This is a genomic window from Flavobacterium turcicum, from assembly GCF_011365745.1.
GTDB classification, from domain to species: Bacteria; Bacteroidota; Bacteroidia; order Flavobacteriales; family Flavobacteriaceae; genus Flavobacterium; species Flavobacterium turcicum.
In genome coordinates, this window is sequence record NZ_JAAOBY010000002.1 from 295,639 (window position 1) to 318,229 (window position 22,591).

Annotated in this window: 20 protein-coding genes; 7 read left to right on the forward strand and 13 right to left on the reverse strand. The window is 30.6% G+C overall.

The window, feature by feature from the left end; translation table 11 throughout:
- Positions 1-33: 33 nt before the first annotated feature.
- From G9Q29_RS05170 to G9Q29_RS05180, 3 genes are all read right to left on the reverse strand, one after another.
- A complete protein-coding gene (locus G9Q29_RS05170) occupies positions 34-927 on the reverse strand; it encodes a helix-turn-helix domain-containing protein (protein ID WP_166134004.1) in 894 nt (297 codons plus the stop codon).
- A 173-nt stretch (positions 928-1,100) separates the two neighbouring features.
- A complete protein-coding gene (locus G9Q29_RS05175) occupies positions 1,101-1,814 on the reverse strand; it encodes a DUF429 domain-containing protein (RefSeq protein WP_166134006.1) in 714 nt (237 codons plus the stop codon).
- A gap of 408 nt (positions 1,815-2,222) precedes the next feature.
- On the reverse strand, positions 2,223-3,206 hold the full coding sequence (locus G9Q29_RS05180) for an aldo/keto reductase (RefSeq protein WP_166134008.1): 984 nt from the start codon (positions 3,204-3,206) through the stop codon (positions 2,223-2,225).
- A 126-nt stretch (positions 3,207-3,332) separates the two neighbouring features.
- On the opposite strand from G9Q29_RS05180, the gene G9Q29_RS05185 reads away from it, so the two are divergent.
- Complete coding sequence (locus G9Q29_RS05185) at positions 3,333-3,644, forward strand: winged helix-turn-helix transcriptional regulator (RefSeq protein ID WP_225872889.1); 312 nt, start codon at positions 3,333-3,335, stop codon at positions 3,642-3,644.
- 12 nt (positions 3,645-3,656) lie between these two features.
- On the opposite strand, the gene G9Q29_RS05190 is transcribed toward G9Q29_RS05185, so the two are convergent.
- The 8 genes from G9Q29_RS05190 to G9Q29_RS05225 form a co-directional block, all read right to left on the reverse strand.
- A complete protein-coding gene (locus G9Q29_RS05190) occupies positions 3,657-4,298 on the reverse strand; it encodes a hypothetical protein (protein ID WP_166134012.1) in 642 nt (213 codons plus the stop codon).
- Positions 4,299-4,320: 22 nt separating this feature from the next.
- Positions 4,321-5,235, reverse strand: coding sequence for a helix-turn-helix domain-containing protein (locus G9Q29_RS05195; protein WP_166134014.1), 915 nt, complete (start codon positions 5,233-5,235; stop codon positions 4,321-4,323).
- 160 nt (positions 5,236-5,395) lie between these two features.
- Positions 5,396-6,151: an SDR family NAD(P)-dependent oxidoreductase gene (locus G9Q29_RS05200; RefSeq protein ID WP_166134016.1), complete on the reverse strand. Its 756-nt coding sequence runs from the start codon at positions 6,149-6,151 to the stop codon at positions 5,396-5,398.
- Positions 6,152-6,269: 118 nt separating this feature from the next.
- A complete protein-coding gene (locus tag G9Q29_RS05205) occupies positions 6,270-7,007 on the reverse strand; it encodes an SDR family NAD(P)-dependent oxidoreductase (RefSeq protein ID WP_166134018.1) in 738 nt (245 codons plus the stop codon).
- Positions 7,008-7,084: 77 nt separating this feature from the next.
- Complete coding sequence (locus G9Q29_RS05210; protein ID WP_166134020.1) at positions 7,085-7,654, reverse strand: Crp/Fnr family transcriptional regulator; 570 nt, start codon at positions 7,652-7,654, stop codon at positions 7,085-7,087.
- Between the two features lie 169 nt (positions 7,655-7,823).
- Positions 7,824-8,036 (reverse strand): hypothetical protein, encoded by a 213-nt coding sequence (locus tag G9Q29_RS05215; protein WP_166134022.1) that lies wholly within the window; start codon positions 8,034-8,036, stop codon positions 7,824-7,826.
- Entirely contained in the window at positions 8,037-8,636 is a 600-nt protein-coding gene (folE, locus tag G9Q29_RS05220) for a GTP cyclohydrolase I FolE (protein WP_166134024.1), read from the reverse strand.
- A 32-nt stretch (positions 8,637-8,668) separates the two neighbouring features.
- Positions 8,669-9,550, reverse strand: coding sequence for an NmrA family NAD(P)-binding protein (locus G9Q29_RS05225; protein ID WP_166134026.1), 882 nt, complete (start codon positions 9,548-9,550; stop codon positions 8,669-8,671).
- A gap of 105 nt (positions 9,551-9,655) precedes the next feature.
- On the opposite strand from G9Q29_RS05225, the gene G9Q29_RS05230 reads away from it, so the two are divergent.
- Positions 9,656-10,126, forward strand: a complete 471-nt coding sequence (locus tag G9Q29_RS05230) for a MarR family winged helix-turn-helix transcriptional regulator (RefSeq protein WP_166134028.1) — start codon at positions 9,656-9,658, stop codon at positions 10,124-10,126.
- Positions 10,127-10,166: 40 nt separating this feature from the next.
- On the opposite strand, the gene G9Q29_RS05235 is transcribed toward G9Q29_RS05230, so the two are convergent.
- Together G9Q29_RS05235 and G9Q29_RS05240 are read right to left on the reverse strand one after the other, a co-directional pair.
- A complete protein-coding gene (locus G9Q29_RS05235) occupies positions 10,167-11,087 on the reverse strand; it encodes a helix-turn-helix domain-containing protein (RefSeq protein WP_166134030.1) in 921 nt (306 codons plus the stop codon).
- Positions 11,088-11,107: 20 nt separating this feature from the next.
- The gene (locus G9Q29_RS05240) at positions 11,108-11,995 is read right to left on the reverse strand and encodes an NmrA family NAD(P)-binding protein (RefSeq protein ID WP_166134032.1); all 888 of its coding nucleotides are present in this window, start codon (positions 11,993-11,995) and stop codon (positions 11,108-11,110) included.
- 431 nt (positions 11,996-12,426) lie between these two features.
- Here G9Q29_RS05240 and G9Q29_RS05245 point away from each other — a divergent pair, with 431 nt between their 5' ends.
- Genes G9Q29_RS05245 through mads7 form a run of 5 tightly spaced genes read left to right on the forward strand, consistent with a single transcriptional unit; the run spans position 12,427 to position 22,588 of the window.
- Complete coding sequence (locus G9Q29_RS05245; protein ID WP_166134034.1) at positions 12,427-13,155, forward strand: DUF6577 family protein; 729 nt, start codon at positions 12,427-12,429, stop codon at positions 13,153-13,155.
- Entirely contained in the window at positions 13,148-15,166 is a 2,019-nt protein-coding gene (mads2, locus tag G9Q29_RS05250) for a methylation-associated defense system DNA methyltransferase MAD2 (protein ID WP_166134036.1), read from the forward strand. The genes G9Q29_RS05245 and mads2 overlap by 8 nt, the downstream gene beginning before the upstream one ends.
- Positions 15,163-16,578, forward strand: a complete 1,416-nt coding sequence (gene mads5 / locus G9Q29_RS05255) for a methylation-associated defense system restriction endonuclease subunit S MAD5 (RefSeq protein ID WP_166134038.1) — start codon at positions 15,163-15,165, stop codon at positions 16,576-16,578. Before mads2 ends, mads5 begins: the two co-directional genes overlap by 4 nt.
- Positions 16,563-21,029 (forward strand): methylation-associated defense system protein kinase MAD6, encoded by a 4,467-nt coding sequence (gene mads6, locus G9Q29_RS05260; RefSeq protein WP_166134040.1) that lies wholly within the window; start codon positions 16,563-16,565, stop codon positions 21,027-21,029. The genes mads5 and mads6 overlap by 16 nt, the downstream gene beginning before the upstream one ends.
- Positions 21,030-21,031: 2 nt before the next feature.
- On the forward strand, positions 21,032-22,588 hold the full coding sequence (mads7, locus tag G9Q29_RS05265; RefSeq protein ID WP_166134042.1) for a methylation-associated defense system protein MAD7: 1,557 nt from the start codon (positions 21,032-21,034) through the stop codon (positions 22,586-22,588).
- Positions 22,589-22,591 lie beyond the last annotated feature (3 nt).

Here is a 22,591-nt window from a genome sequence, read left to right on the forward strand (position 1 = left end):
TTTCTTAAAAAAATGTCCAAATGTCGTATTTGATTAAAAGAAATCTGTTTTTTGATATTCTGAAGGACTATGATTTGTTTCTTTTTTAAAGAACTTACTAAAAGCTGCTTGTTCGCTAAAATTTAAATGCCGTGCAGCTGCGCTTATATTGTTACCGGGATTTCTAAGAAATAATTTTGCTTCAATAACGAGTAAATGGTTAAGCACCTCTTTAGGAGTTTTAAACATAGATTTTTTAATGATTTTTCCTAAATGCTTTGGAGTTAAACATAGTTTATCGGCGTAGAATTGTACTTCATGCTGTTCTCTTAAATGGGTACGAATAAGTTCAAAAAAATTAAGTGTAATCTCTTCATCTCTAGAAGTAGTACTATTTTGTTTTTCACTTAATTTAAAATAATTATCTACTTCATAAAGAAGCAAAGAAAAGTGATGCCAAATCATCTCTTTAAAGTAGTAATTATTGTTTCTACTATCATTTAAATCTTCAATTTCAGAGATATGAATTTTTAATTTTTCAAACAATTTTGGTTGATCCTTGATTGAACTAGATGGATTTTTAAAAAAACCTTTTAATAAATCAGTTGATTTGTGATGAAACCCTGATTGCGTTACAAACTCGAAAGAAAAAAGGATTTTTTTTGCTTTATAGTCATCTGAAATACTATTAATTGTGAAAGTTTCAGCAATATGAGAAAAAAGAATGTCATTTTCTCTAAGTTCATATTGCTCTCCAAAAACGGTGTAAACTAAAACACCACTTTCAACAACGAATAGACATAAGAAATTAGCCTTTGTTGGTGTGTTTAATTGACCATAGTAGTTAGAACTATCAATATTCACAACAGCAAGATCGGACACTCTTAGATTGTTTTTAGATTCTTTTATTATATCCTCAAAATCAAGCAGTAATATTAAGTTTTCCATCATATGATTTTTATCATTAACAATGATTTGTTAAACGATAATTTAAAAATTAAAAAAAATTCAAAGTAGCAAAGTTAATAGAAAAACTTATAGCTAAGAAATATTAGTACTAAGTAAGTAACTGGTTAACAATTTTTCTAGTTTTTCCCTAAAGTAATTTTTTTTCTTTCCTTTTAGTGTTTGGCTTTATTATAGTAGATGGCCATTTGTAATCCAGAACTATCATATTGTATTTCAGAGGGCATTGTTTCTATAATTCTATTTGGTAGTTTGCAGCCTGAAATCGCTAAACTCATTGCATCGATAATGTCGTCTTTAGCTACATCTTTTCTTAAGAATTTGGAAAGTGAACTATTATAAACCATCTTAACTCTCTTATCAAAAATCTCTAAAATTTCAAGACGCTCTTTAATCCCGTTTTCTGTTTTTTTACTAAAAATCATAGATTTTTCATTATTTAAAAAATGGAAAACTATTTCAGGATGAGATTCGTAAATTTTAATTTTATTGGAATTATTTAACAAAACGTTGTCTAATTCTTGAATCTTTTTAAAGATAAAAAAACTCTGTTTTGAAATGCCTTTTCCTAAAATCAACTTGTTTATTTTGTTAGCATTATCAAAATTTGAAGCTAGCAATGCTTCACGACATGGCACTCCAAACACACTACTTTTTCTTTTTTTGTCCAAATTTAAACGCATGAGTTTTTCACATGCTCTGACTGGATTTTCTTTATCTGGTAATCCAATAGGCATATCAATTAAATAGAAACAATCATCGCCATAAAAATTTATAACATTTTGAATAGTATCAAATTTATATACTTCCATTTCTGAACTCACTGTAATCCAACCAGATCGACAACCGTCAATTCCCACTGATTTCATATTTGTTGAATGTATTAAGAATTATTATAATAGGTCTGCTAATGTAATAAGTTTGTAAGTTATTGATTGAACATAATTCATTTAAAAATTATAAAAAATTCAAGTTTTATTCTAAGAAGTTTTTGAAATAGTTTTTTTTGAGTAAATAACAAATTTATCTTTTAAAATCTTCTTGTCATTACTTACTTTTCCATCCAAAACTTTTGCATAGTGTTGTGTTATTTGGATATTTTTATTATCTAATATTTTGTTTTCACTTTCAAGATTTACTAATTATAGAACCTTATTTTTTTATGAAAGACAAAAGCAATGTTGCTAAGTAGCAAAATATTCAAAATAGAAATATCACAATAAGCCTGCTAATTTACGTGCAGGCTTTATTCAATTTTTTTACAAATTGGTTAAAAATTAATCTTTTAGTGACCATAATTTCATCATATCTTCATCGGTTCTGTTACCGTGAATTTGAATTTTAGCTAATTCAGTTTCAATATTTGCATATTCGGTATCTGTTATTAGTACACTTGCTGCTCCAAGATTTTCAGTAATTCTTTTAGCATTTGTTGATTCAGGAATTGGCACTATAAAATCTTTTTTGTGGAGCATCCACGCTAAAGAAATTTGTGCTGGTGTTGCTTCTTTATCACTTGCAAATTGATGTAGTAAATCTAATAAGGGTTGATTTGCAATAATGTTATCCTTTTCAAAACGAGTAATTACTCTTCTGGCATCAATACCTGTGAACTTTGTTTCCGTACTTAATTTACCAGATAGAAATCCGCTTGCCAATGGAGAAAATGGAACAAAACCAATACGAAGTTCTTCGCAGACTGGAATTACATCTTTTTCATAGATACGTTCCATAATAGAAAATTCGCTTTGAAGTGCTGTTAATGGAGTTACTGCGTGTGCACGTCTTATTTCATTTACAGTTGCTTGTGATTGACCCCAACCCAATATTTTACCCTCTTTTATAAATTCACCCATACAATAAGCAATATCTTCAACTGGAATGTCTTGATTTACTCTGTGTTGGTAATATAAATCGATATGATCTGTACCCAGCATTTTTAAAGAATTTTCTAATCGACCTCTTAATTCTTTCATCAAGTGTTCTGTAGCATTGCCTTCCCAATCTTTTTGAAATAAGAATTTTGTTGCAATAACAACGTTATTTCGAACACTTTTTAAAGCCTCAGCAACCAATTGCTCGTTGGCACCCATTGCATAAATTTCGGCTGTATCAAAGAATGTGCAACCCAAATCATAGGCTTTACGAATTAATTTTATTGCTTCCTCTTTTTCTGGAGTAGCACCATATCCCATACTCAAACCCATAGCACCATAGCCAATTGCTGATACTTCTAAATCTCTTAATTTTCTTTTTTGCATAATTCTTTATTTAAAATTTGTTACAATGCAAAATTATCAATTAATAAGTATACATTTGATACCGATATACTAAAGGATACCAATAAAAATAATATGACAAGCGAAAACGAAAAAATAACAAAGAATATGATTATGTATGTCCAAGATACCTTATATGTATTTGGTGGTAAATGGAGATTGCCAATTATCATAGCCATAAAACAAGGAAATAGTAGGTTTACAGACATCAAAGCATTCATTCCAAAAATTACTAATCGTGTACTTTCTAAAGAGTTAAAGGAACTTGAACTTAATAAAATGGTAATAAGAACCGTTTACGATACATCGCCAGTAACGGTGGAATATAAAATTAGTGCGTATTGTTATACTGCCAAAGCAATAGTAGATTCAATGGCAGCTTGGGGAAAACAACATAGAGAGAAGATAAAAGAGGATTGAAACAAAGTTTGTTTAGTATTTAATTATTAAGGGTAGATTTTTAAATATAAATTCTTTTTTGTTTTGATTCTTATCAAACGTTAATGTTAAGTTCGTTTCTAAACCATTTTCAAATTTTATAAGTTTTTCATTTATAAAATAGCTTGTAAATTCATCTTGAATAATCGGTAGTTTGAATTCTATATTTGTTAAAGTTTTTATTCCATTTTTATGAGTAGTATGCTCGTCCACTATCTTCTTTTCGCCTTTAAAGGGTAATCGAAATGTCCAAGGTAATTTGGGATTTTTTTCGTTGGTAAGTATTTCAATTTCTAGTCCTTTAGGGAAATATTCTGGCTGGTATTTGATACATTTCTTAAATAACAATTCTGTTTCATCTGTATTAACAAGACACATTCCAAAAGGAGAGTATTGATTATTTATAAAATTGGAACGTTCCCATAATTTAGTGGGTAATATAAATTCACTTTTAATTTCTTCTTCACTTTCCACCCAAAGTATTTCGATAAAAAAATTTTGGAAATAAAATTTTCTGTTCACCGTTCCTTGTCCAATATGAACTCTGCTGGTTCCTTCTGTAAATCCAAATTTTACAAATTCACCAGCCTCTTGTCCTTTATTTTTTGAAAATATAAAAATATGATCTACTTCCATTTTTAATTTTTTACAAAGATATTTAATTAAACGATTTTCTATACTCTAATGGCGAAACTCCGCTTTTTGCTTTAAACAGTTTACTAAATGATTGCGGATATTCAAATCCTAACTCAAAAGCAATTTGGCTTACTGATAAATTAGTTGTCGTTAAAACATCTTTTGCTTTTTCAATTAGTTTGTTGTGAATGTGTTGTTGCGTATTTTGTCCTGTAACTGTTCTTAGCATATCACTCAAATAACTTGGCGAAAGATGCAATTGTTCTGCTAAATTAGTAACTGTTGGCAAGCCTATTTTTGAGTTATCTTCAAAGTAATTTGATAATAAATTTTCGAATTTAGAGAGTAAATCGTTGTTTGCCATTTTTCTTGTAACAAATTGTCTGTTATAAAAACGATTGCAATAATTTAATAACAATTCGAGATTAGCAACAATGACATCTTGACTAAAAGTGTCAATTCTTGATTGGTATTCTTTTTGGATATTTTGAACCAAGCTTTCGATTATTTTCTCTTCTTCATCAGATAAATGAAGTGCTTCGTTTATTTCATAAGAAAAATAGCCATAATTCTTAATTGTTTTTCCTAAAGGATAATTTCGAATTAAATCATGATGAAATAAAAGTGACCAACCTTCTTTGTCTCTGTTTTCATCATCATCCATTGCTATAACTTGATTTGGAGCAACAAATGACATGGTTCCTTCGTCAAAATCATAATAGTTTTTACCATATTTCATTTGACCTTGAAAACTTCTTTTGATTGATATATTGTAAAAATTTAAAAGTAATCGTTCCTTGTTTTCATCTGATATTGTTGCAACATCGCTGTGATTTATTAAAGTAATCAAAGGATGCGAAGGTTTTGACAATGACAATAATCGATGCAATTCAGAAACAGAATTGATTATTCTTATATTTTTATCATCTTTTTTCATTTTGTAAAGTTCTTAAAAAACAAAAAGAGAAATTTAATTGTTTCTCTTTTTGTTCAAATTATTTTAAATTTCGCCCTGCAACAAATCTAATTCTTCGCTGTTATCAGTTGTCTTTATGTCAATAGCTCTATTCCCAAAAATTTATTATTTCAGATAACAGTTATTTAAAGCCACCAGATACTTCAATAGTTTGCCCAGTAATAATACTTGAATCATCAGAGGCTAAAAATACTGCCATTTTACCAATATCGTTTGGTGTAGCCATACGACCTAAAGCACTTCTATTAACCATTCCTTTTATAGCATCGGAATCTTCAGTAGTACCTAAACTAGCCACACCTTCTGTGAAAACGCCACCCGGTCTTATAGAATTAACTCTTATATTTTTAGGACCTAATTCTTGCGAAAGTGATGTAGTTATATTGTCTACTGCACTTTTTGTTGCGCCATAAACTACAGAGTATGGTTCTGGTCTTGTACTTGCAAAAGAACTGATATTGATAATACTTCCACCATTTGTACCAAACAGTTTTACAGCTTCTTGTGATGTTAAAAGAAGACTTAACACATTAATATCAAACATTCTTCTATACGAATCTTCGGTGAATGTTTCTAATAATGCAAATTCATAGATACCTGCATTGTTTACTAATACATCTAAACCACCAAAGACTTTTACTGTTTCTTCAAAAAGCCTTTTTACATCAATTTGTTTTGACATATCGCCTTGCACAGCAATTGCATTACCGCCTGATTTTACTATTTCTGCCACTACAGCTTCTGCTCCTTCTTTGCTAGATGCGTAATTTACAACTACTTTTGCACCAGATGCTCCCATTTGTTTTGCAATGCCAACACCGATGCCTTTGGATGCACCAGTTACAATAACTACTTTGTTTTCTAATTTTTTGCTCATCTTTACTTTTATATTTTGTGAAGTACAAAGGTGCGCAGTATGCAAAATTTTAAAGTTTCCAAAATGAAGTTAGTTGTATCCAAAATGAGTTATTACAATCACAATTCCGATATTATTTTTACCAAGGACTTATTTCAGTTCTATCTTTTATATCGTTGCTAAAATATTTTCCTGTTGGTGTATTATCATCAGTTACAGTATGTTTTACTACAAATGTTGCAGCACTTTCCACAGTTCCTGGACCAGTATGATGATTGAAATCGGTAGCGGTAAAACCTGGGTCAATCACATTTACTTTGAAATTAGTTTCTCGCAACTCATAAGCCAAAGTGATAGTATACATATTTAGTGCCGCTTTTGATGAATTGTAAATAGCTGCTTTTATATCATAATATTGCCAAGTTGGATCATTGTGTAAAGTGAGCGAACCTAAACCCGAAGTTAAATTGGTAATTCGTGGTTGATCAGATTTTTTTAATAAATCCATAAAAATTTGAGTTACTTGAATTAGCCCAAACACATTAATATCATAGACTTCTTTAAAAATAGCGATATCAGTATCGATTGCTGATTGCGGAAATCCACCACTAATTCCTGCGTTGTTTATCAAAATGTCTAATTTGCCTTGCTCAGTTTCAATCGTGTTTTTGACAGCTACAATGGTATCCAGATTAGTAACATCAATTTGCACGGCTTTGATGTTTTCGTATCCATTATCGTTTAATTCTTTTACAACTGCTTCTCCTTTTTGAAGGTCACGGGTTCCTAAATAGACAAATAGTCCTTTTTTTGAAAGCTTTTTGGCTGTTTCTAACCCAATGCTTCTGTTTGCTCCTGTAATTAATACGGTTTTCATTTTTATACTTTTTAAATTAATACTGCAAAGTTGCATCGATTAAAAATGAAATCATTTGCCATTTGGCAAAAAGCAAATTATCGAATATTTTTTCTAATTCTGCTTAAAGAAGATTGTGTCATACCTAGATAGGAAGCCAAGTAGGATAGGGGTATACGGTTGGCAAGATTGGGATAAGTTTCTAAAAAAGCCAAATATCTTGTAGTTCCATTTTCTGAAACTATAGAACTTCTTCTTTCTATTTTTTGAAGTAATGCTTTTGAAATAATTTTAAATACGATGGCATCAAAGCCCAAAATCGTATTGAGCAGTTCTTGCCAATCTTTTTTCGAAAAAACAATCATTTTACAATCGGTTATGGCTTGAACGTATGCAATGGAAGGAAGTTCGTTTTCAAAACTTTCTAAATCGACTAAAATATTATTTTCTTCAATGAAATATTTGGTTATTTCTTCTCCTTTGTTGTTGTAATATGAAACCCGAGTAATGCCATCAATGATAAAACCAAACTGTTTGGAAACTTTTCCAGCTTCTAGAAAATAATCGTCTTTTTGAAGGATTAATTCTGTGGTTTTTTTTGAAATTAAGTCAATTTGTTGTTGGTTTAAATTTCCAAACTGTAAGACGTAGTCTATAAAATTTTTCATAGATGCAAGTTGGTGAAATCTGTTTTTACGAAATATGTCATTTGACAAAAAGTTTTTTAAAGTTTGAATTTCCATCTAAATTATAAAGCCTAAACTTTACTTTTTTGTTTGATAAATTTGAAAAAACACACTCATAAAATATTAGATTTATTAAAAAAGTGTGGTTTTTTTATTGCAATTCTTCACAAATAAACCCGCATAATTTAAAATTTGAAATTATTTCTGAAGCTTTATTACTATCAGTTTCAACTCTAAAAATATTATCAACATCTTCTAAATCAAAAGTCCAACAACCACTACCTAATGTATTGTCTAGTAATTGACTAATTGCAATAATTTCATTTTTTGTTGTTACATTAGTTTTAAATACAAATACTTCCATTTAACTAAACTTATTGGAGATTAGACTTATAAATTCTTTTCTAGTTTTATCTTTTTCAAATGCACCAGTGAAAGAAGAGGTTGTAGTTACGCTATTTTGTTTTTGAATGCCACGCATTTGCATACACATATGTTGGCACTCAATAACTACAGCTACGCCAAGTGGTTCTAAAGCGTCCTGAATACAATCTTTAATTTGGTCTGTCAACCGTTCTTGCACTTGTAACCTTCTGGCAAAAGCCTCAATAATTCTCGGGATTTTACTTAATCCAACTATTTTGCCATTAGGAATATAGGCTACGTGTGCTTTTCCGAAAAATGGTAACATATGATGTTCGCACATGGAATAGACTTCGATATTCTTCACTACAATCATTTGCTGATGATCTTCTGTAAACAATGCAGATTTCAAAATTTCTAAAGGATCCGATTCATATCCGTGTGTTAAAAACTGGAATGCTTTGGCAACTCTTTCGGGCGTTTTTTCAAGACCTTCTCTGTTGGTATCTTCCCCTAAATTTTCTATTATATTTTTGAAACTTTCTGCTATTTCAATTGTTTTCTCCGTGTTGTATTGGTCAATTTTTTTGTAACCTATCATTGATGAATTTAACTGTGTTTTGAAATTAATTTTTAAATATTTTCTTCTACAGAAGCCCAATGTAAATTTGGATATCTGTTATTATCAAGATTGGAGTGGTTTGCCAAAAACATACTGTAAACATATTGCGACTGTTGCCAAGAGGCATATAATTCCATTTCGCCTTTTGGGTTTGCCGCTCTTTGACTTTTGTTGTAGGCTGAAAAACCTTCCATAGAACCACCGTTTACAAGTTCAAATTTCTGATTTTTGTGTTGTTCGCTTAATTGCACTAAATCATTTGGACTTACTCTAAAACTTGCAATTCTTAAATCTCTTGGTGCATCATCATCCAAAGATGCTAATGCCGTGAAAGCAGCAGTATCGTCCATTGAAGTAAAATCCATTTCCCAGTCCATTTTATCGTCATAGTACACAATGGTTTTGTTATTTGTGTCAAACAATGGTGTGTTGTATCTTAAAATGTCTGTAAAACATCCGTTGAAAATAGAAGTTGCTTTAATTAGACTTCTATCCAAATGCTTTTTGAATTCTTTTCTTAAATCAAAGTTTCTATTTTCTCCTTCTGGAATGATTGTAAAATCTGTACAAAAATCAGAAGGAATAAAACGAGGAACACCTGCTTGAATTGCACCTTCCAAAAGATTTTTTTGTCCATCAATTATTACATCTTTTAAACCTGCTAGTACTGATACTACACAAGAAACGCCAACACAAGCTGCTGCAATTTCTGAAATGTTAGCCATATCTATTGGTATTACACTAACACCTAGATTTTTTAAAGCTTCAATTTTCTTTGGATCACTACCTTTACGAACTATCGCTTTAACTGCTGCTCCTTCTTTTACCAAAGCTTTTACAATGCGGCCACCAAGGTTGCCTGTTGCTCCAGCTACTAAAATTGTCTTTTTCATTTTTCGTTGAATTAAATTGTTTATCGCAAATGTAAACATTGTTTACTAAATAGACAACATTGTTTACTATTATTATTTTTATATCTTTGTAAAAAATATATCAAGATGAATGAAAATAAAGAGATTAAAGTTCAATATGATGATAAAGACAACTTTGGCAGGTTAATTTGTATTGCAAAAAAGCATTTTGATGTTTGGTCTCAACATAATATTAAACCTGAAAAGGTTGATATGAAATTGTCATTTATGCCTGTAATTTTTAATATTAGTCCAGAAGGCAATACTAACAGTGAATTATCAAAAAAATCATTGGTTTTTAAACAAGCAATGAGTAGAACTTTAAAAGAATTAGAAGAAATTGGTATGATAACTTCCAAAACTATAAATAATGATAAAAGAAGTAACAGAATTAATTTAACTGACAATGGTAAAGAATTTGTTACGACTTCAAATCAAAAATTATCCAATTTAATTGACAATTACATAGAATTAGTTGGAGAAGAAAAATTTAAAATAACAATGGAAGTTTTAAGCAAAATCATTGATTACCACGAGGGTTTAAATACCAATCAATAATACTAAACTTACCATTAAACCATTTTAAAGTCTCTTTTTTTTAATTAAATGAATTTCTAAACTCCAAAGGAGAAACACCACTTTTTGCTTTAAATAATTTGCTGAATGATGGCGAATGTTCAAAACCCAACAGAAAAGCAATTTCTGAAACAGTCAATTTTGTGGTTGATAATTTCTCTTTTGCTTTTTCTATCAATTTATTGTGAATGTGATGTTGTGTGGTTTGTCCAGTCAATACTTTGAGCATCGAACTCAAATAATTGGGTGATACATTTAGATTTTCAGCAATTGTATTGACAGTAGGTAAACTTTTAGCATTTAAATCATTCATTTCAAAATAATTGTCTAATAATTTTTCTAACCGATTTAATATTTGATGATTACTAATTTTACGTGTTAGAAATTGGCGGTTGTAAAATCTATCAGCATATTTTAAAAACAATTCTAATTGTGCAATAATTAGATCTTGACTAAATTTATCAATATTCGATTGGTATTCTTGTTTGATGTTTTGCAAAATGTTTATTAAACTTGTTTCTTCTTTTTCAGAAAGAAACAAAGCTTCGTTTATTGAATAGTCAAAATAGTCGTATTTTTTTATTTTTTGGACCAAACTTGTACCCCATAAAAAATCAGGATGGACAAGTAACATCCAACCTGATGTTTCTAAAACTTTATGGTTCTCAACTTCAATACTGAAAATTTGTCCTGGAGCAATGAAAAACAAAACGCCTTCATCGAAATCGTATTTTTGTTGACCGTACTTTATTTTCCCATTAATATTGCGCTTTAATGCAATGGAATAAAAATCCATAGACCAACTCACGGGACTAGCTTCTCCCAAATACTGCATTTCTTCAAAATTGATTAAACTAATCAACGGATGTTCGGGTGGTGGTAACCCTCTTTGTCGATGGTACTCGCTAATGGTTTTAAATCTATGAATTGGATTGCTTTTCATTGCTCAAAAATAAATATTTATTATGAATTATAGGTGGTTACAAAATCGTTTACAAAGTCTGAAAATTTTACTTTCCCTAAAACTGCTGGTTTGTTCAATTTATAGTCTTCGGCTAATTTACCACTGTTTAAACTTGAAAACATTTCAACATAATTATTTGAAAGAAGTTCAGGAAAACCGCTGTCTAAGAAACCTTTGCGTGTTTCGTCATCAGAAACCACAATCCACTTTAAATCAGGTTTACCTACTTTAGCTCCTAAAATATTAGCAATTTCAACTCCCGAAAGTGTGTCACTAGAAACATACCTTATTTTTCGATGTGTGGATGGCATTTCTATCTCTTCTAAAATGGCTGAAGCAATATCAATAGGTGAGACCATTTCAAAACTTTTTTCGCCACCATAATTCGCAAAAATGATTCCTGAACTTTTGATCATTGGGATAAGATTCATTAAATTGTAGTAGAAATAAGTAGGTCGAATGTGTGTTATTTTAACATCAGATAGCTCGTTCAAAGTTTGTTCAACAAAATGAGAACCTAAAATAATTCCTGTACCTTTATCTAAATGTGCACCGTAACTACTTAAATTTACAACTCGTTTTACGCCAGACTCTTTTATGGCTTTTTTGTAAATAATACCTATTTTGCGATAATATTCTCTTATATCTTCATCGGCAAAGTAATTGGGTGGCACCATCGTGTAAACGACATCTGCATCGTAAAATGTTTTTGCTAGGAAATCCCCATCATCTACTGAACCAATGGCTGCAATAGCTCCTAAATTTTCAATAGCTTGTAGTTTTTCAATATTGCTGCTTATCACTATTACTTGATGTCCTTTTTGGACTAACTCTTCCGTTAATGGTTTACTAATGTTCCCTAAAGAACCTGTTACAATAATTTTCATCTTTTTTATGTTTAAATATTTGATGCAAATTTCAGTAACTTTTAAAGTTTAAAAATAGCCAAATCAACTTTAATCGTAGTCGTTTCAATGTTTTTTGATAAATTTTACTTAGGTTTTTACAAACTTTTTATGATATTGTTATTTTGGAAATTCTTATCTAAATATTCAATAGTCTTTACAATATTATTTTTCTTGGTTTTTCATTAAAATTAAATTGTATTTTTTTATTTAAACTAAATTTAGTTTAGTAGAAATAAAATTAGGATACGATAAGGTTAATCACAATTACTCTTCACATACTTAAATAGCTTAAATTAAACACTTAGAGTTATTTAAAAAAATAAACAAAATATCGGCATTTTTAAAAATAAATTGCCAAAGTTTTGATTTTGTCAAAAACATTTCTATATTTGATGCTCCTAACCAATTTTATGAAAAATACCGAAGTAGCTTTAGCGATAAAAGGAAAGTTTTCAAATCAAACCACTATAACTTCAAAGGAGCTTGTTTTGTTCCTTTCTAACTTATTTCCGGAATTATCCAATAAAACTATACCATGGAAAATCAATCAATTAAAAGCTGAAAATCTTATCTATCAAACAGGTAGAGGTATATACACTTTTGCCTTTAAGCCTGAATTCAAGCTAGAACTCAGCTTAAAAACAAAACGTATTTACAATAAAACTAAAGTATTTACTGCTGCTGAATTGGTTGTGTGGGATACAGAAATGCTTGATGTAATTATAGAACGAGAAAATGAAAAGCGTGCTGTATTTTTGTTAGTGCAGAAGGATGAACTTAATGAGTTGTTTGAACAAATGCAATCCATGAGTAAACCAGTTTATTTGGAGCCTAATCAAGAAATCATTCAACGTTATATTCTTCCTCAAAATGATGTAATACTATTATACCCTTTGATTTCGGAAACACCTACCGATCATATTGGTGATTATGTTTTACCTACGCTAGAAGGAATCTTAGTTAATGCATGGTTGCTTTCTGAAAATTATTTGAAACCTCTTGATTATTCAATATCGGAAATTTTTGAATGTGCCTTTAGAAAATATAATGTAAATAAAAATAAGCTTCTGCGATATGCATCGAGAAGAGACCAACGAAATGAAATAGAACAACTTATACAAACAATACATAATGACTAACGAAACAATTACCCAAGAAGAAATAATTTTAGACGACAATCAAGTATTGTGTTTATTAACTTCTGAAGCCAAGAAAGCCACAAGTGCAGAAGTAAATTTACAATCTGTGGTTCGTATGCTAAATGAAGAGTATGGTTTTGATTTGGATGATATGGAACGCGATTTTAAAATTGAGTTTGTTGACCCAGATATTGGTAAAGCTAAAAAGCAGAAAGTTGAATTGGTTGTTTTTGAAAAGGGAAAAACTCATATTCAAGATACTATTATTCGAATTTGTGTTATTCAGGATGATAAAATTAAAGAGAATGACAGCAAGAAAGGATTAACAGCCACTCTTGAAAATGCAATGGCTGCCGTACCAAGTTGTTATTTTGGATTGTGGGCAAATGGTTCTAGTTATCATTTTCTTCAAAAAGAGGATGATGCTATAGGCTATGATTTTGATTTTACAGATTTATCAGATTTCCCAGGTGAAGGAGAAACATTGGCTGATATTGACCGAGCTGACCGTTCTTATAGTAGAAAACCTGCCAATGACTCGTTGATAAAAGTATTTAAACGAGCACACGATTATATTTATGGAAACGAAGGAAGAAAGAAAGATGCTTTTTGGCAATTGCTAAACCTTATTTTTTGTAAACTTTATGATGAGAAACGACGATTTATTGAAACCGATATAAGTTATAGAAGAGAATTTTGGGTTGGTATAAAAGAACAAAACACAGAAGCAGGTAGAAAAGCAGTTGCTGATAGAATTAAAGCAATTTTTCAAAAGCTAAAAGATAACTCCATGTTTTCGGAAGTATTTACAGGAAATGAAGGTATTGAATTAACTGATAAAGGAGTCGCTTTCATAGCCGGTGAACTTGCTAAATACTCTTTCTTGGATGCTTCTATTGATGTGAAAGGGATGGCTTATGAAACTATTGTGAGTAATACTTTGAAACAAGAAGCTGGACAATTTTTTACTCCTAGAAACATTGTAAAAGCTATGGTTGAAATGTTGAACCCCACTGAGAAACATCGTGTTCTGGATCCAGCATGTGGTTCGGGAGGTTTTATTGTGATGGTGTTGGACCATGTTAGAAAACAAATAGCCCAAGAGTTATTCCCAAATTTAGAAGGTCCTTTATTGATGGCTAAATATAATTCTATTGAAGTTAATGAACGTGTAAAGGAATATGCAGAAAATAGCATTTTTGGTTTTGATTTTGACCCTGATTTGAAAAAAGCTGCTCGTATGAATATGGTAATGGCTGGTGATGGGCATGCCAATGTTTTTCATGTTAACTCTCTTGCTTACCCAAAATGGGATCATCCAGAAGAAATAGCTAAAATTGAGAATGCTATTAACCGAAGTTTAGCTGTTATGGGAGATATTGAAGATCGTTACTATAAAGATGCTCGTGGTACTTTTGATATGATTTTTACTAACCCGCCGTTTGGTGCTAAAGTAAAGGTTGAAAAAGAAGTAGCTGAACGCTATGAACTTTCTAAGTATAGTGATGCTCCAGAGGTACTATTTTTAGAAGCTTGTTATGACTTTTTAAAACCCGGTGGTAAAATGGCAATTGTTTTGCCTGATGGTATCTTAGGAAACCCAAATATGCTTAAAGTAAGAGAGTGGATACTCAATAAATTTAAAATATTAGCGTCTGTTGATTTAGCAGTTGAAGCATTTTTACCACAAGTTGGCGTACAGGCCTCGTTGTTATTCTTAGAAAAGAAGACTGAATTAGCAAAACAACTCGCTCAAGATAGGGTTGAGGATTATGAGGTATTTATGGCTATTGCCGAAAAACTTGGAAAGGACAGAAGAGGTAATCCAATATATCTTAGAGATGAGGATGGTGCAGAGCTGCTATTTGATTCCATTACTGAATACTTATTTAGTAAGAAAGATGGTTCGTATATCGTGAAAAGTCGAAAAGAAAAAATAAGAAAACTAGACGATGACCTTCCTAAAATAACTGAAGCATATAGTAATTTTTTAAATGGAGATAAAGAGTGAAAGTACTTAAAGGAAAATACAGCTGGATATCAGAAGGAGATATAAGAATTGATTCTTCATTTCACTTAAGTGATGGAAGGGTCACCAGAAAAATACTTGAACAATCACCTTTAGGTAATAATAGATTAGGTGATGTCACAGATGAGATATTTTATGGAGGTAGAGCAAAAAGAATTTACGTAGAGAATGAAATCGTGGGAGTTCCTTTTATGGGCAGTTCTGATATGTTGAAATCAGATTTTAGTTCATTAAAGTATATCTCCAGAAAAATAACAAAAAACATAGAACAGTCTTATTTGAAAGAAGGATGGACTTTAGTGACTCGATCAGGGACGGTCGGAAAAACTGCATATGTAAATAAAAATTTTGAAGAAAAAACGGCCAGTGAACATATAATTCGTGTAGTTCCATGCGATAATATTAAATCAGGATATTTATATTCATTCTTATCTTCAAAATTTGGTTATTCTTTAATGACGCAAGGTACATTTGGAGCCGTTATACAACATATAGAACCCGATTACTTAGCAGCATTACCAATTCCCATTTTAAAAGAAATTATACAACAACAAAGTCATAACCTTATTTTAGAAGCGTCAAGTCTTCGTTTCGAAGCTAACACAATGCTAAAATCTGCGCAGAGAAAACTAAAAGTTTATACAAACCTTAATGATCTAAAAACAGATGCTTATGAATATTTTGGTAATCAAAGTAATAACAGAAAAGTCTCAGCATTCAAAAGAAATATTAGTGAAATTACACCAATTTCAATAAATGCTTTTAACTACTCCAAAAGAATTGAAAAGTTAGAAGAAAATGTAAAATCAGGAAAGTATTTGTCACTAGCAGAATGCCTAAATGATAAAAAATTCTTCTCTACTAGTTCGTTTCAGCGATTAGAATTAGACTCGCCAACTGCAATAAAATTGATTAATCAGTCGGATATTTTCCATATAAAAAAGCAAGGAAAAATGCTAGCGAGAAAGTTTGTTAAAGCGGATAAGCTTGTGGAATACGGAGAAGTAATTATTGCGGGTGTCGGTACTCTTGGCGAAAATGAAACATTTTGCCGGGCCATTTTCGCAAATGAAGAGCTTGAAGGGCAATTAATCTCTGGAGAATTTTTACGCATGAAAACTAATATGAAGGTTCCGCCAGGATATTTATATTGTTGGTTAGCTTCTGATTATGGCTTTAGATTTATAAGAAAAACACAGTCTGGCACAAAACTTTGTAGACCAATTCATAAATTATTAGAGTTAATACCAGTGCCAATAATCGAGGATAAGCTAATGAATGAAATAGATGAAATTGTGAAACATGCCCACAAAAAATTGTATGATGCCTATAACAAAGAAATGAGTGCGATTAAATTAATCGAAAAAGAAATAGAATCATGGCAAAAATCTTAAAACCACCTTACTTTGAGTCTGTTGTAAATGCAGGAGAAAAGCGAGTACTCGATTTTCTAGAAGCAAATCTTCCAGATAATTATTTCCTAATTCCAAATGTAGAAATTGCTTCGACCAATCCCAGAAATAACAGAACTCAGTATTGGGAATATGACCTTATTGTTGTTGCGCCTCATGCTGTATTTAATATTGAAAATAAAGATTGGAAAGGCCGCATTGAAGGTGATGATAATTACTGGTACTTGAACGACCGTCAAATGGCTAACCCATTGAAAACTGGTCGTCAAAAAACAGCAATATTAGCTTCTAAATTAAAAGAAGAAAATCATAGTTGGGGTCAAGCATGGATACAAAATTTAGTTTCTCTTTCTTATCAGAATTCCTATCAACCTATTATCTCTCGTGAAGCACAAAAGTTAACTTTTGAGTTGAATACTCGATTGCTTGAATTTATTACCGACCCTTATAGTGTTGGTAAAGTGAAAGATGATATCATTTCTATTCAAACTGCTATTGTTGATTTTTTAATTGGTAACCAAAGTAAAAAATCACCTAATGAAAAACGCGAAGTTGAAGGTTATGAGATTGTTGAAATTTTGCATCAAGAATCCAATTTTGTAGAATATTTTGTTAAGCCAAAAGGAGTTAATTCTAATGTTAGAAGGCGTGTTAAAGAATATTCGCTTAAATCTGTTGGTTTGTCCAAAGAAGAGTTACAGAAACAAGAAGAGCGTATAAAAAATCAATATAATGCTTTGAGTAAAATTAAAGCAAAACCTTTTATTCTAAATGTTGAATTTAGGAATGATGATGTTAATCATTTGTTTTATGAAATTACTGATTTTCTTGAAGAAAATTCGTTACGTTCTGAGGCTAGACATAAAACTTTTACTTTTCCAGAAAAGATAAATATCATCCGAAATGTTATGGTTGCTTTGAAAGAAGCTCACAAGGAAAATATTTTTCATAGAGATATTAATCCGGATAATATTTATTTGAGTAGCGGCTATGCTTATTTAGGAAATTTTGGTAAATCTTATTTTGTAGATCATAGTGATGAAGGTTATACTGTAATGCCTACCATAAATATCAATAATGCAACGGCTTATCATCCGCTAGAATTGACCGTTGGTGATGCTAATCAAGCTTCTGATATTTACTCTTTAGGTGTGTTAATTTATTGGCTTTTTACTGATGTAGAACCATTTAAATCACCCTATGAACTAGATAAATTAGGAGGCAAATTGCCAACCGATAAAATGCCAACAAAACTTAATACTAATCTTCCAAAATGGTTGGATGAGGTTTGTTTGAAAACAATACTTACCGACGATTCTACTCGAATTGAAAGTGTAGATGCTTTGGAAGAATTTATTCTTCAATCTTTAGAAAGTACTTCTACTGAACATCCAAAACCAGTTCCTGCACTTCCAGTTCCATCAACAAATGATTTTGCTGAATTAAAAGAAGGTGATTCTATTGGAGCGTATACTATTTACGAAATCTTGGGTAAAGGTGGATATTCTAAAGTTTTTAAAGTAAAACATAACATTCAAGATGCTTATTATACCCTAAAATTATTCAACGAAAGTGTTACTTTTTCTTCGGTTAAAGATGAATATGAAGCTCTTAAAGATTTGAAACATAATAATATTGTCAAGTTTGTTTGGAATGACTTAACGGCATCAGGACAATTTTTTACTGTTATGGAGTATTTAGATGGTGAAAGTTTAAGTAATTATACACGCACTGATGCTCGATTGCCTATAAATACAGTATATCAGGTTGGTAAAGATATTTTGTCTGCCCTGGTAGATATGCAAACTAAAAAAAGCCCATTGATGCATCGTGATATAAAACCTCACAATATCATCTGGGATAATGGTTCTCGATTTGTATTAATTGATTTTAATGTTGCCTCAGCCAATTCTGAAAATAAAGATTTTGTTGGAACTAATCCTTATTTAGCACCAGATTTAATTTCTGAAAATTATAGAGTCAATTGGGATTTGTCCGCTGATACTTTTGCATTAGGAGTTACTTTGTATGAATTGATATGTAAACAATATCCATGGCATCCAAGTAAAATGCCTTTCGCTCACAAGGCTCCGAATAATCCGAAAGTTATAGAGCCAAGAATATCAAAAGAATTTGCTGCTTTTTTACTCAAAGCGATTGGTACAAATAAATCAGAAAGATTTTTCACTGCTAAAGAAATGTATGATGCGTTACTTTTATTAGAAGACCGATTACTCGATGTTACTCCGACAGATGATAATGAAGGTGTTAGCGTACGTAATAAAAAATATCATACTCAATTGATTATTCATCAAGGAAGTTCATTCAATTTAAAATTGTATGATAAAATGAATGCTTATGTTGATTTGTATGAAGCTATTGAAAATGCTCTTTTGCGTTTTAAAGGAAAGCTTGAGAGTTACAAAACTACTATTGATTTAGGAAGCCCAATTAAATTACTGTTGAAAGTTGGAGATGAAACAATCATTAGTGATGTTTTTTGGAAAGGTGGAGCTAAGTCTTTTACAGCAGGTAATATAGACCGCGTTTATGATAGTATTAAGCAGCTTTTTGACACCCATAAAGATAAAATCAAGACTTTTAAAATAAGTGTTGAAGGCGCTAACATAGTTGATTACCTTAATTCTTTGTATAGCCAATCTCGATATGGCAATGCTGGAACCAGAGTTAATTTTAATACCAGTCAATTTGATGAGTTAACTTATACACCAACAAAGTTAGATAAGAGTTTAATTCCGGCTATAGTTGATGGACAATACAAATTACTAATCATTACTGGTAATGCTGGTGATGGTAAGACTGCTTTTATTAAAAAGATTGAAAATGATTCTAATGTAAAAGAAGTTATCCAACATCCGCATCATAATGGAGCAAGATTCAAAATAAATGGAAATCCATTTGAGAGTAATTACGATGGTTCTCAAGATGAAGAAAATAATATTAATAACGATGTTTTAGATACCTTTTTCTCTCCTTTTGAAGGATTGACCAATTATAATTTAGCTAAAGAAGGAAGGATAATTGCAATCAATGAAGGACGGCTTGTAGAGTTTTTAACTACTTCGCAAAAACATTCGAAATTAGCTACTACTATTGAAAATTATTTTTACGAAGAAGGACATACGAAATTACCTGAAGGTGTAATGATCGTTAATTTGAATTTACGCTCTGTTGTTGCTCAAGACGATGAAGGAGGTAGTTTGTTTAGAAACCAGTTTAAAGCACTTACCAAAAAAGAATTATGGAAACAATGTGATGGTTGTGTTCTAGCAAAAAACTGTTTTATTAAATACAATGTTGACAGCTTTAATGATTGTGCAGCAGGAGATACTATTATTTCAAGAATGGAATGGTTGATTAAAACGGTAAGTTTGAAAAGAGAACTTCATGTTACTATGAGAGATATAAGGTCATTAATAGCCTATACTTTAACACGTGATTATTCTTGTGAGGATTTAAAATCATTATTACAAACTACAGAAAGCGAACCGCAAAAGTATTGGCAATATTATTATTTTAATATTACTAATCCTTCTGTTCAAGATAGTGCTAACCAAGATAGACTTATAAAGCTATTGAGAGAAACTGATATTGGTGAAGTAGCAATACCATATTTGGATAGAGATTTGTTTTTCGGAAAGCATTTATCTAAAAATTACCTTGAGTTTGCTGAAAGAGAGTTTTCGTTATTGGATGTATTTAATGCTAATAAGTCCTATATTCCAGCTCATGAACAAAATACAGAGATTATTCAACAAATTAAAACCAAACATAAAAGTTTTGTTAGACATCAATATTTTGAAGGTAAATCTGAATTAATTGACACTGATTATAGAGATGAAGCTGATGATGAAATAGTTAAAATGCCTTCTTATTTGTTGCGATTACCCTATCATTCTGTTTTCACCTTTGTTAAAATATTAAAAAGCACTAACAATGAAGATTCTATAAAAAGAAGTATTTCTAGGGCTGTTTCTTTGAATGAAGGCTGTAATAATGAAAATTTGGATAAAGATAGTTTGGTTTTGTCTTCATCTGATGTAAAAGATCCTATGGGACAATCCTTCAAATTATTTAAATTAAGTGATTTTGAATTATTTGTAAATAAGACTGAACACTTGGTAAAATATTTAGAATACGAGCCGGATAGTCTTATTTTCAGACACAAAGAAGAAAAACATATCCGTTTAACCATATCACTTGATCTATATGAAATGCTATTCTTCATACAGCAAGGATTTAGCCCATCATTAAATGACCTTAAGGGAAAATTCATAGAACTAATTGTCTTTAAAAATTTACTTGAAAATTTGAGTTATAATGAAGTGGTTGTAACCCGAGATAATATTGCATTTTATAAAATTAAGAAAGACAGCTATAATCATATTAATGTTGAACCAGTAACCTTTTAACTATGGCTATAAAATTAAATAAAGAAGAAAGTGTATTTAGAAATGAATTACTTTTTACAGCTGATGCTAAAGCCGTAAATATTGACTATACCATGGTTAATTTGTATATGTTGTTGCGGCATGATGGTATAAGACCAAAACAAAGAAATAGAGCTGGTGAAAATGCTTTTATTGAAATTGAAAAGTTAAAAAATGCATTTAGAGTACTTGAAGAAGAAGGTTCTGTCACAGGATACACTGAACACTCTGAAGCTATTGAAATATGGATGCGAACTAATCTAGTAAATATGGTTTTTAGAGGAAATCTTGATAAAGAAAAGATATCTTCTCTAAGACCGATTCATTTAGAAAGTTATCGTGTACGAAACGCTCAAAATACCCGAGATTATTTTAGTGCTGACCAGGTTTACTTAATGCTGGGACAAAATCCCGAAGTTAAAGATGATTTGAAACAATTTTTAATGGAAGGTTGGGATAAAACAACTGATACCATAAGTAATACTAAAACCTTGGATGTTGATAGTTTAGCAATTTTACATTTAATAAAAAAAGTTAGACCCGGGTTTTTAGAAAGTGCTTCTGCATTAAACCAAATAAAACCCATATTGAAAGCTCAAGCTGAATTGTACTGTGATGATGTTAGGAGATTATTGGTTTATAAAAGAGAAATCCCTAGAAATGTTTTGATAGATTATTTAAAAACTATTACATCATTTCACTTATCCTTATACATTCAAAAGTTGATTTATCTGTTGCCAAAAATAGTTGAAACAGGTAGTTTTGATATTAAAGATGACTGGAGTATTGTTTTGGATAGTACCGATGATTTTGAAAGTAAAATATCAAAAATAGCTATCGAAGATGCTGATAAAATGTATAACTCTATTTATGATTACATCAAGGCCACATTTCAGATTAATGCCGTATTGAAGAAGGAAAATTTGGATAAGAATAATTTAAAGAATTTAGATACTACTTTAAATCTTTTAAAAAATCCTCAAAATGATTTTGACCTATATTTTCAAGTACTTTGGAATAATATTCAAAGTTCATTAGATGAAGAAGACAAAGAATTGTTGAATTCTATGGTAAAATATGAAACTACCTATTTTGACAAATACATTGAATTGCTTGTGAAAATAAGAGGACCATATCAATACAAGTATCACGTTCAATTTATTGATAATTTGTCTCAAAAAAATAATGAAAGAGGTTTTATTGCACAAGGAAGAAGTAAAAAACACCCTAGACGATTTGTGTTAGGAACACGATTACTCGAAGCTCTTGTACAAATACAAGTATTACATAGAGAAGATAATGATTTTATCACAAAAAGCTTATCAATAGAAGAACTCACAGAGAAAATCAGAAATCGATACGGTTTAATAATAAATGGCTTGTCTGAACCAAGATTTGAAGATGCTGATTTGAATACTCATTTAGCATTTAAAGAAAATGTAGAAGCTTTCAAACAAAAATTAAGACAAATAGGTTTTTATAATGATTTGAGTGATGCCTATATTTTACAAAAAATCAGACCTCGTTACGAACTAAAATAATTT

Excerpts from the sequence above, each read along its gene's own strand:
- G9Q29_RS05170 (WP_166134004.1), bottom strand. The coding sequence starts at position 927 with ATGGAAAACTTAATATTACTGCTTGATTTTGAGGATATAATAAAAGAA.
- G9Q29_RS05175 (WP_166134006.1), bottom strand. The coding sequence starts at position 1,814 with ATGAAATCAGTGGGAATTGACGGTTGTCGATCTGGTTGGATTACAGTG.
- G9Q29_RS05180 (WP_166134008.1), bottom strand. The coding sequence starts at position 3,206 with ATGCAAAAAAGAAAATTAAGAGATTTAGAAGTATCAGCAATTGGCTAT.
- G9Q29_RS05185 (WP_225872889.1), top strand. The coding sequence starts at position 3,333 with ATGATTATGTATGTCCAAGATACCTTATATGTATTTGGTGGTAAATGG.
- G9Q29_RS05190 (WP_166134012.1), bottom strand. The coding sequence starts at position 4,298 with ATGGAAGTAGATCATATTTTTATATTTTCAAAAAATAAAGGACAAGAG.
- G9Q29_RS05195 (WP_166134014.1), bottom strand. The coding sequence starts at position 5,235 with ATGAAAAAAGATGATAAAAATATAAGAATAATCAATTCTGTTTCTGAA.
- G9Q29_RS05200 (WP_166134016.1), bottom strand. The coding sequence starts at position 6,151 with ATGAGCAAAAAATTAGAAAACAAAGTAGTTATTGTAACTGGTGCATCC.
- G9Q29_RS05205 (WP_166134018.1), bottom strand. The coding sequence starts at position 7,007 with ATGAAAACCGTATTAATTACAGGAGCAAACAGAAGCATTGGGTTAGAA.
- G9Q29_RS05210 (WP_166134020.1), bottom strand. The coding sequence starts at position 7,654 with ATGAAAAATTTTATAGACTACGTCTTACAGTTTGGAAATTTAAACCAA.
- G9Q29_RS05215 (WP_166134022.1), bottom strand. The coding sequence starts at position 8,036 with ATGGAAGTATTTGTATTTAAAACTAATGTAACAACAAAAAATGAAATT.
- folE (WP_166134024.1), bottom strand. The coding sequence starts at position 8,636 with ATGATAGGTTACAAAAAAATTGACCAATACAACACGGAGAAAACAATT.
- G9Q29_RS05225 (WP_166134026.1), bottom strand. The coding sequence starts at position 9,550 with ATGAAAAAGACAATTTTAGTAGCTGGAGCAACAGGCAACCTTGGTGGC.
- G9Q29_RS05230 (WP_166134028.1), top strand. The coding sequence starts at position 9,656 with ATGAATGAAAATAAAGAGATTAAAGTTCAATATGATGATAAAGACAAC.
- G9Q29_RS05235 (WP_166134030.1), bottom strand. The coding sequence starts at position 11,087 with ATGAAAAGCAATCCAATTCATAGATTTAAAACCATTAGCGAGTACCAT.
- G9Q29_RS05240 (WP_166134032.1), bottom strand. The coding sequence starts at position 11,995 with ATGAAAATTATTGTAACAGGTTCTTTAGGGAACATTAGTAAACCATTA.
- G9Q29_RS05245 (WP_166134034.1), top strand. The coding sequence starts at position 12,427 with ATGAAAAATACCGAAGTAGCTTTAGCGATAAAAGGAAAGTTTTCAAAT.
- mads2 (WP_166134036.1), top strand. The coding sequence starts at position 13,148 with ATGACTAACGAAACAATTACCCAAGAAGAAATAATTTTAGACGACAAT.
- mads6 (WP_166134040.1), top strand. The coding sequence starts at position 16,563 with ATGGCAAAAATCTTAAAACCACCTTACTTTGAGTCTGTTGTAAATGCA.
- mads7 (WP_166134042.1), top strand. The coding sequence starts at position 21,032 with ATGGCTATAAAATTAAATAAAGAAGAAAGTGTATTTAGAAATGAATTA.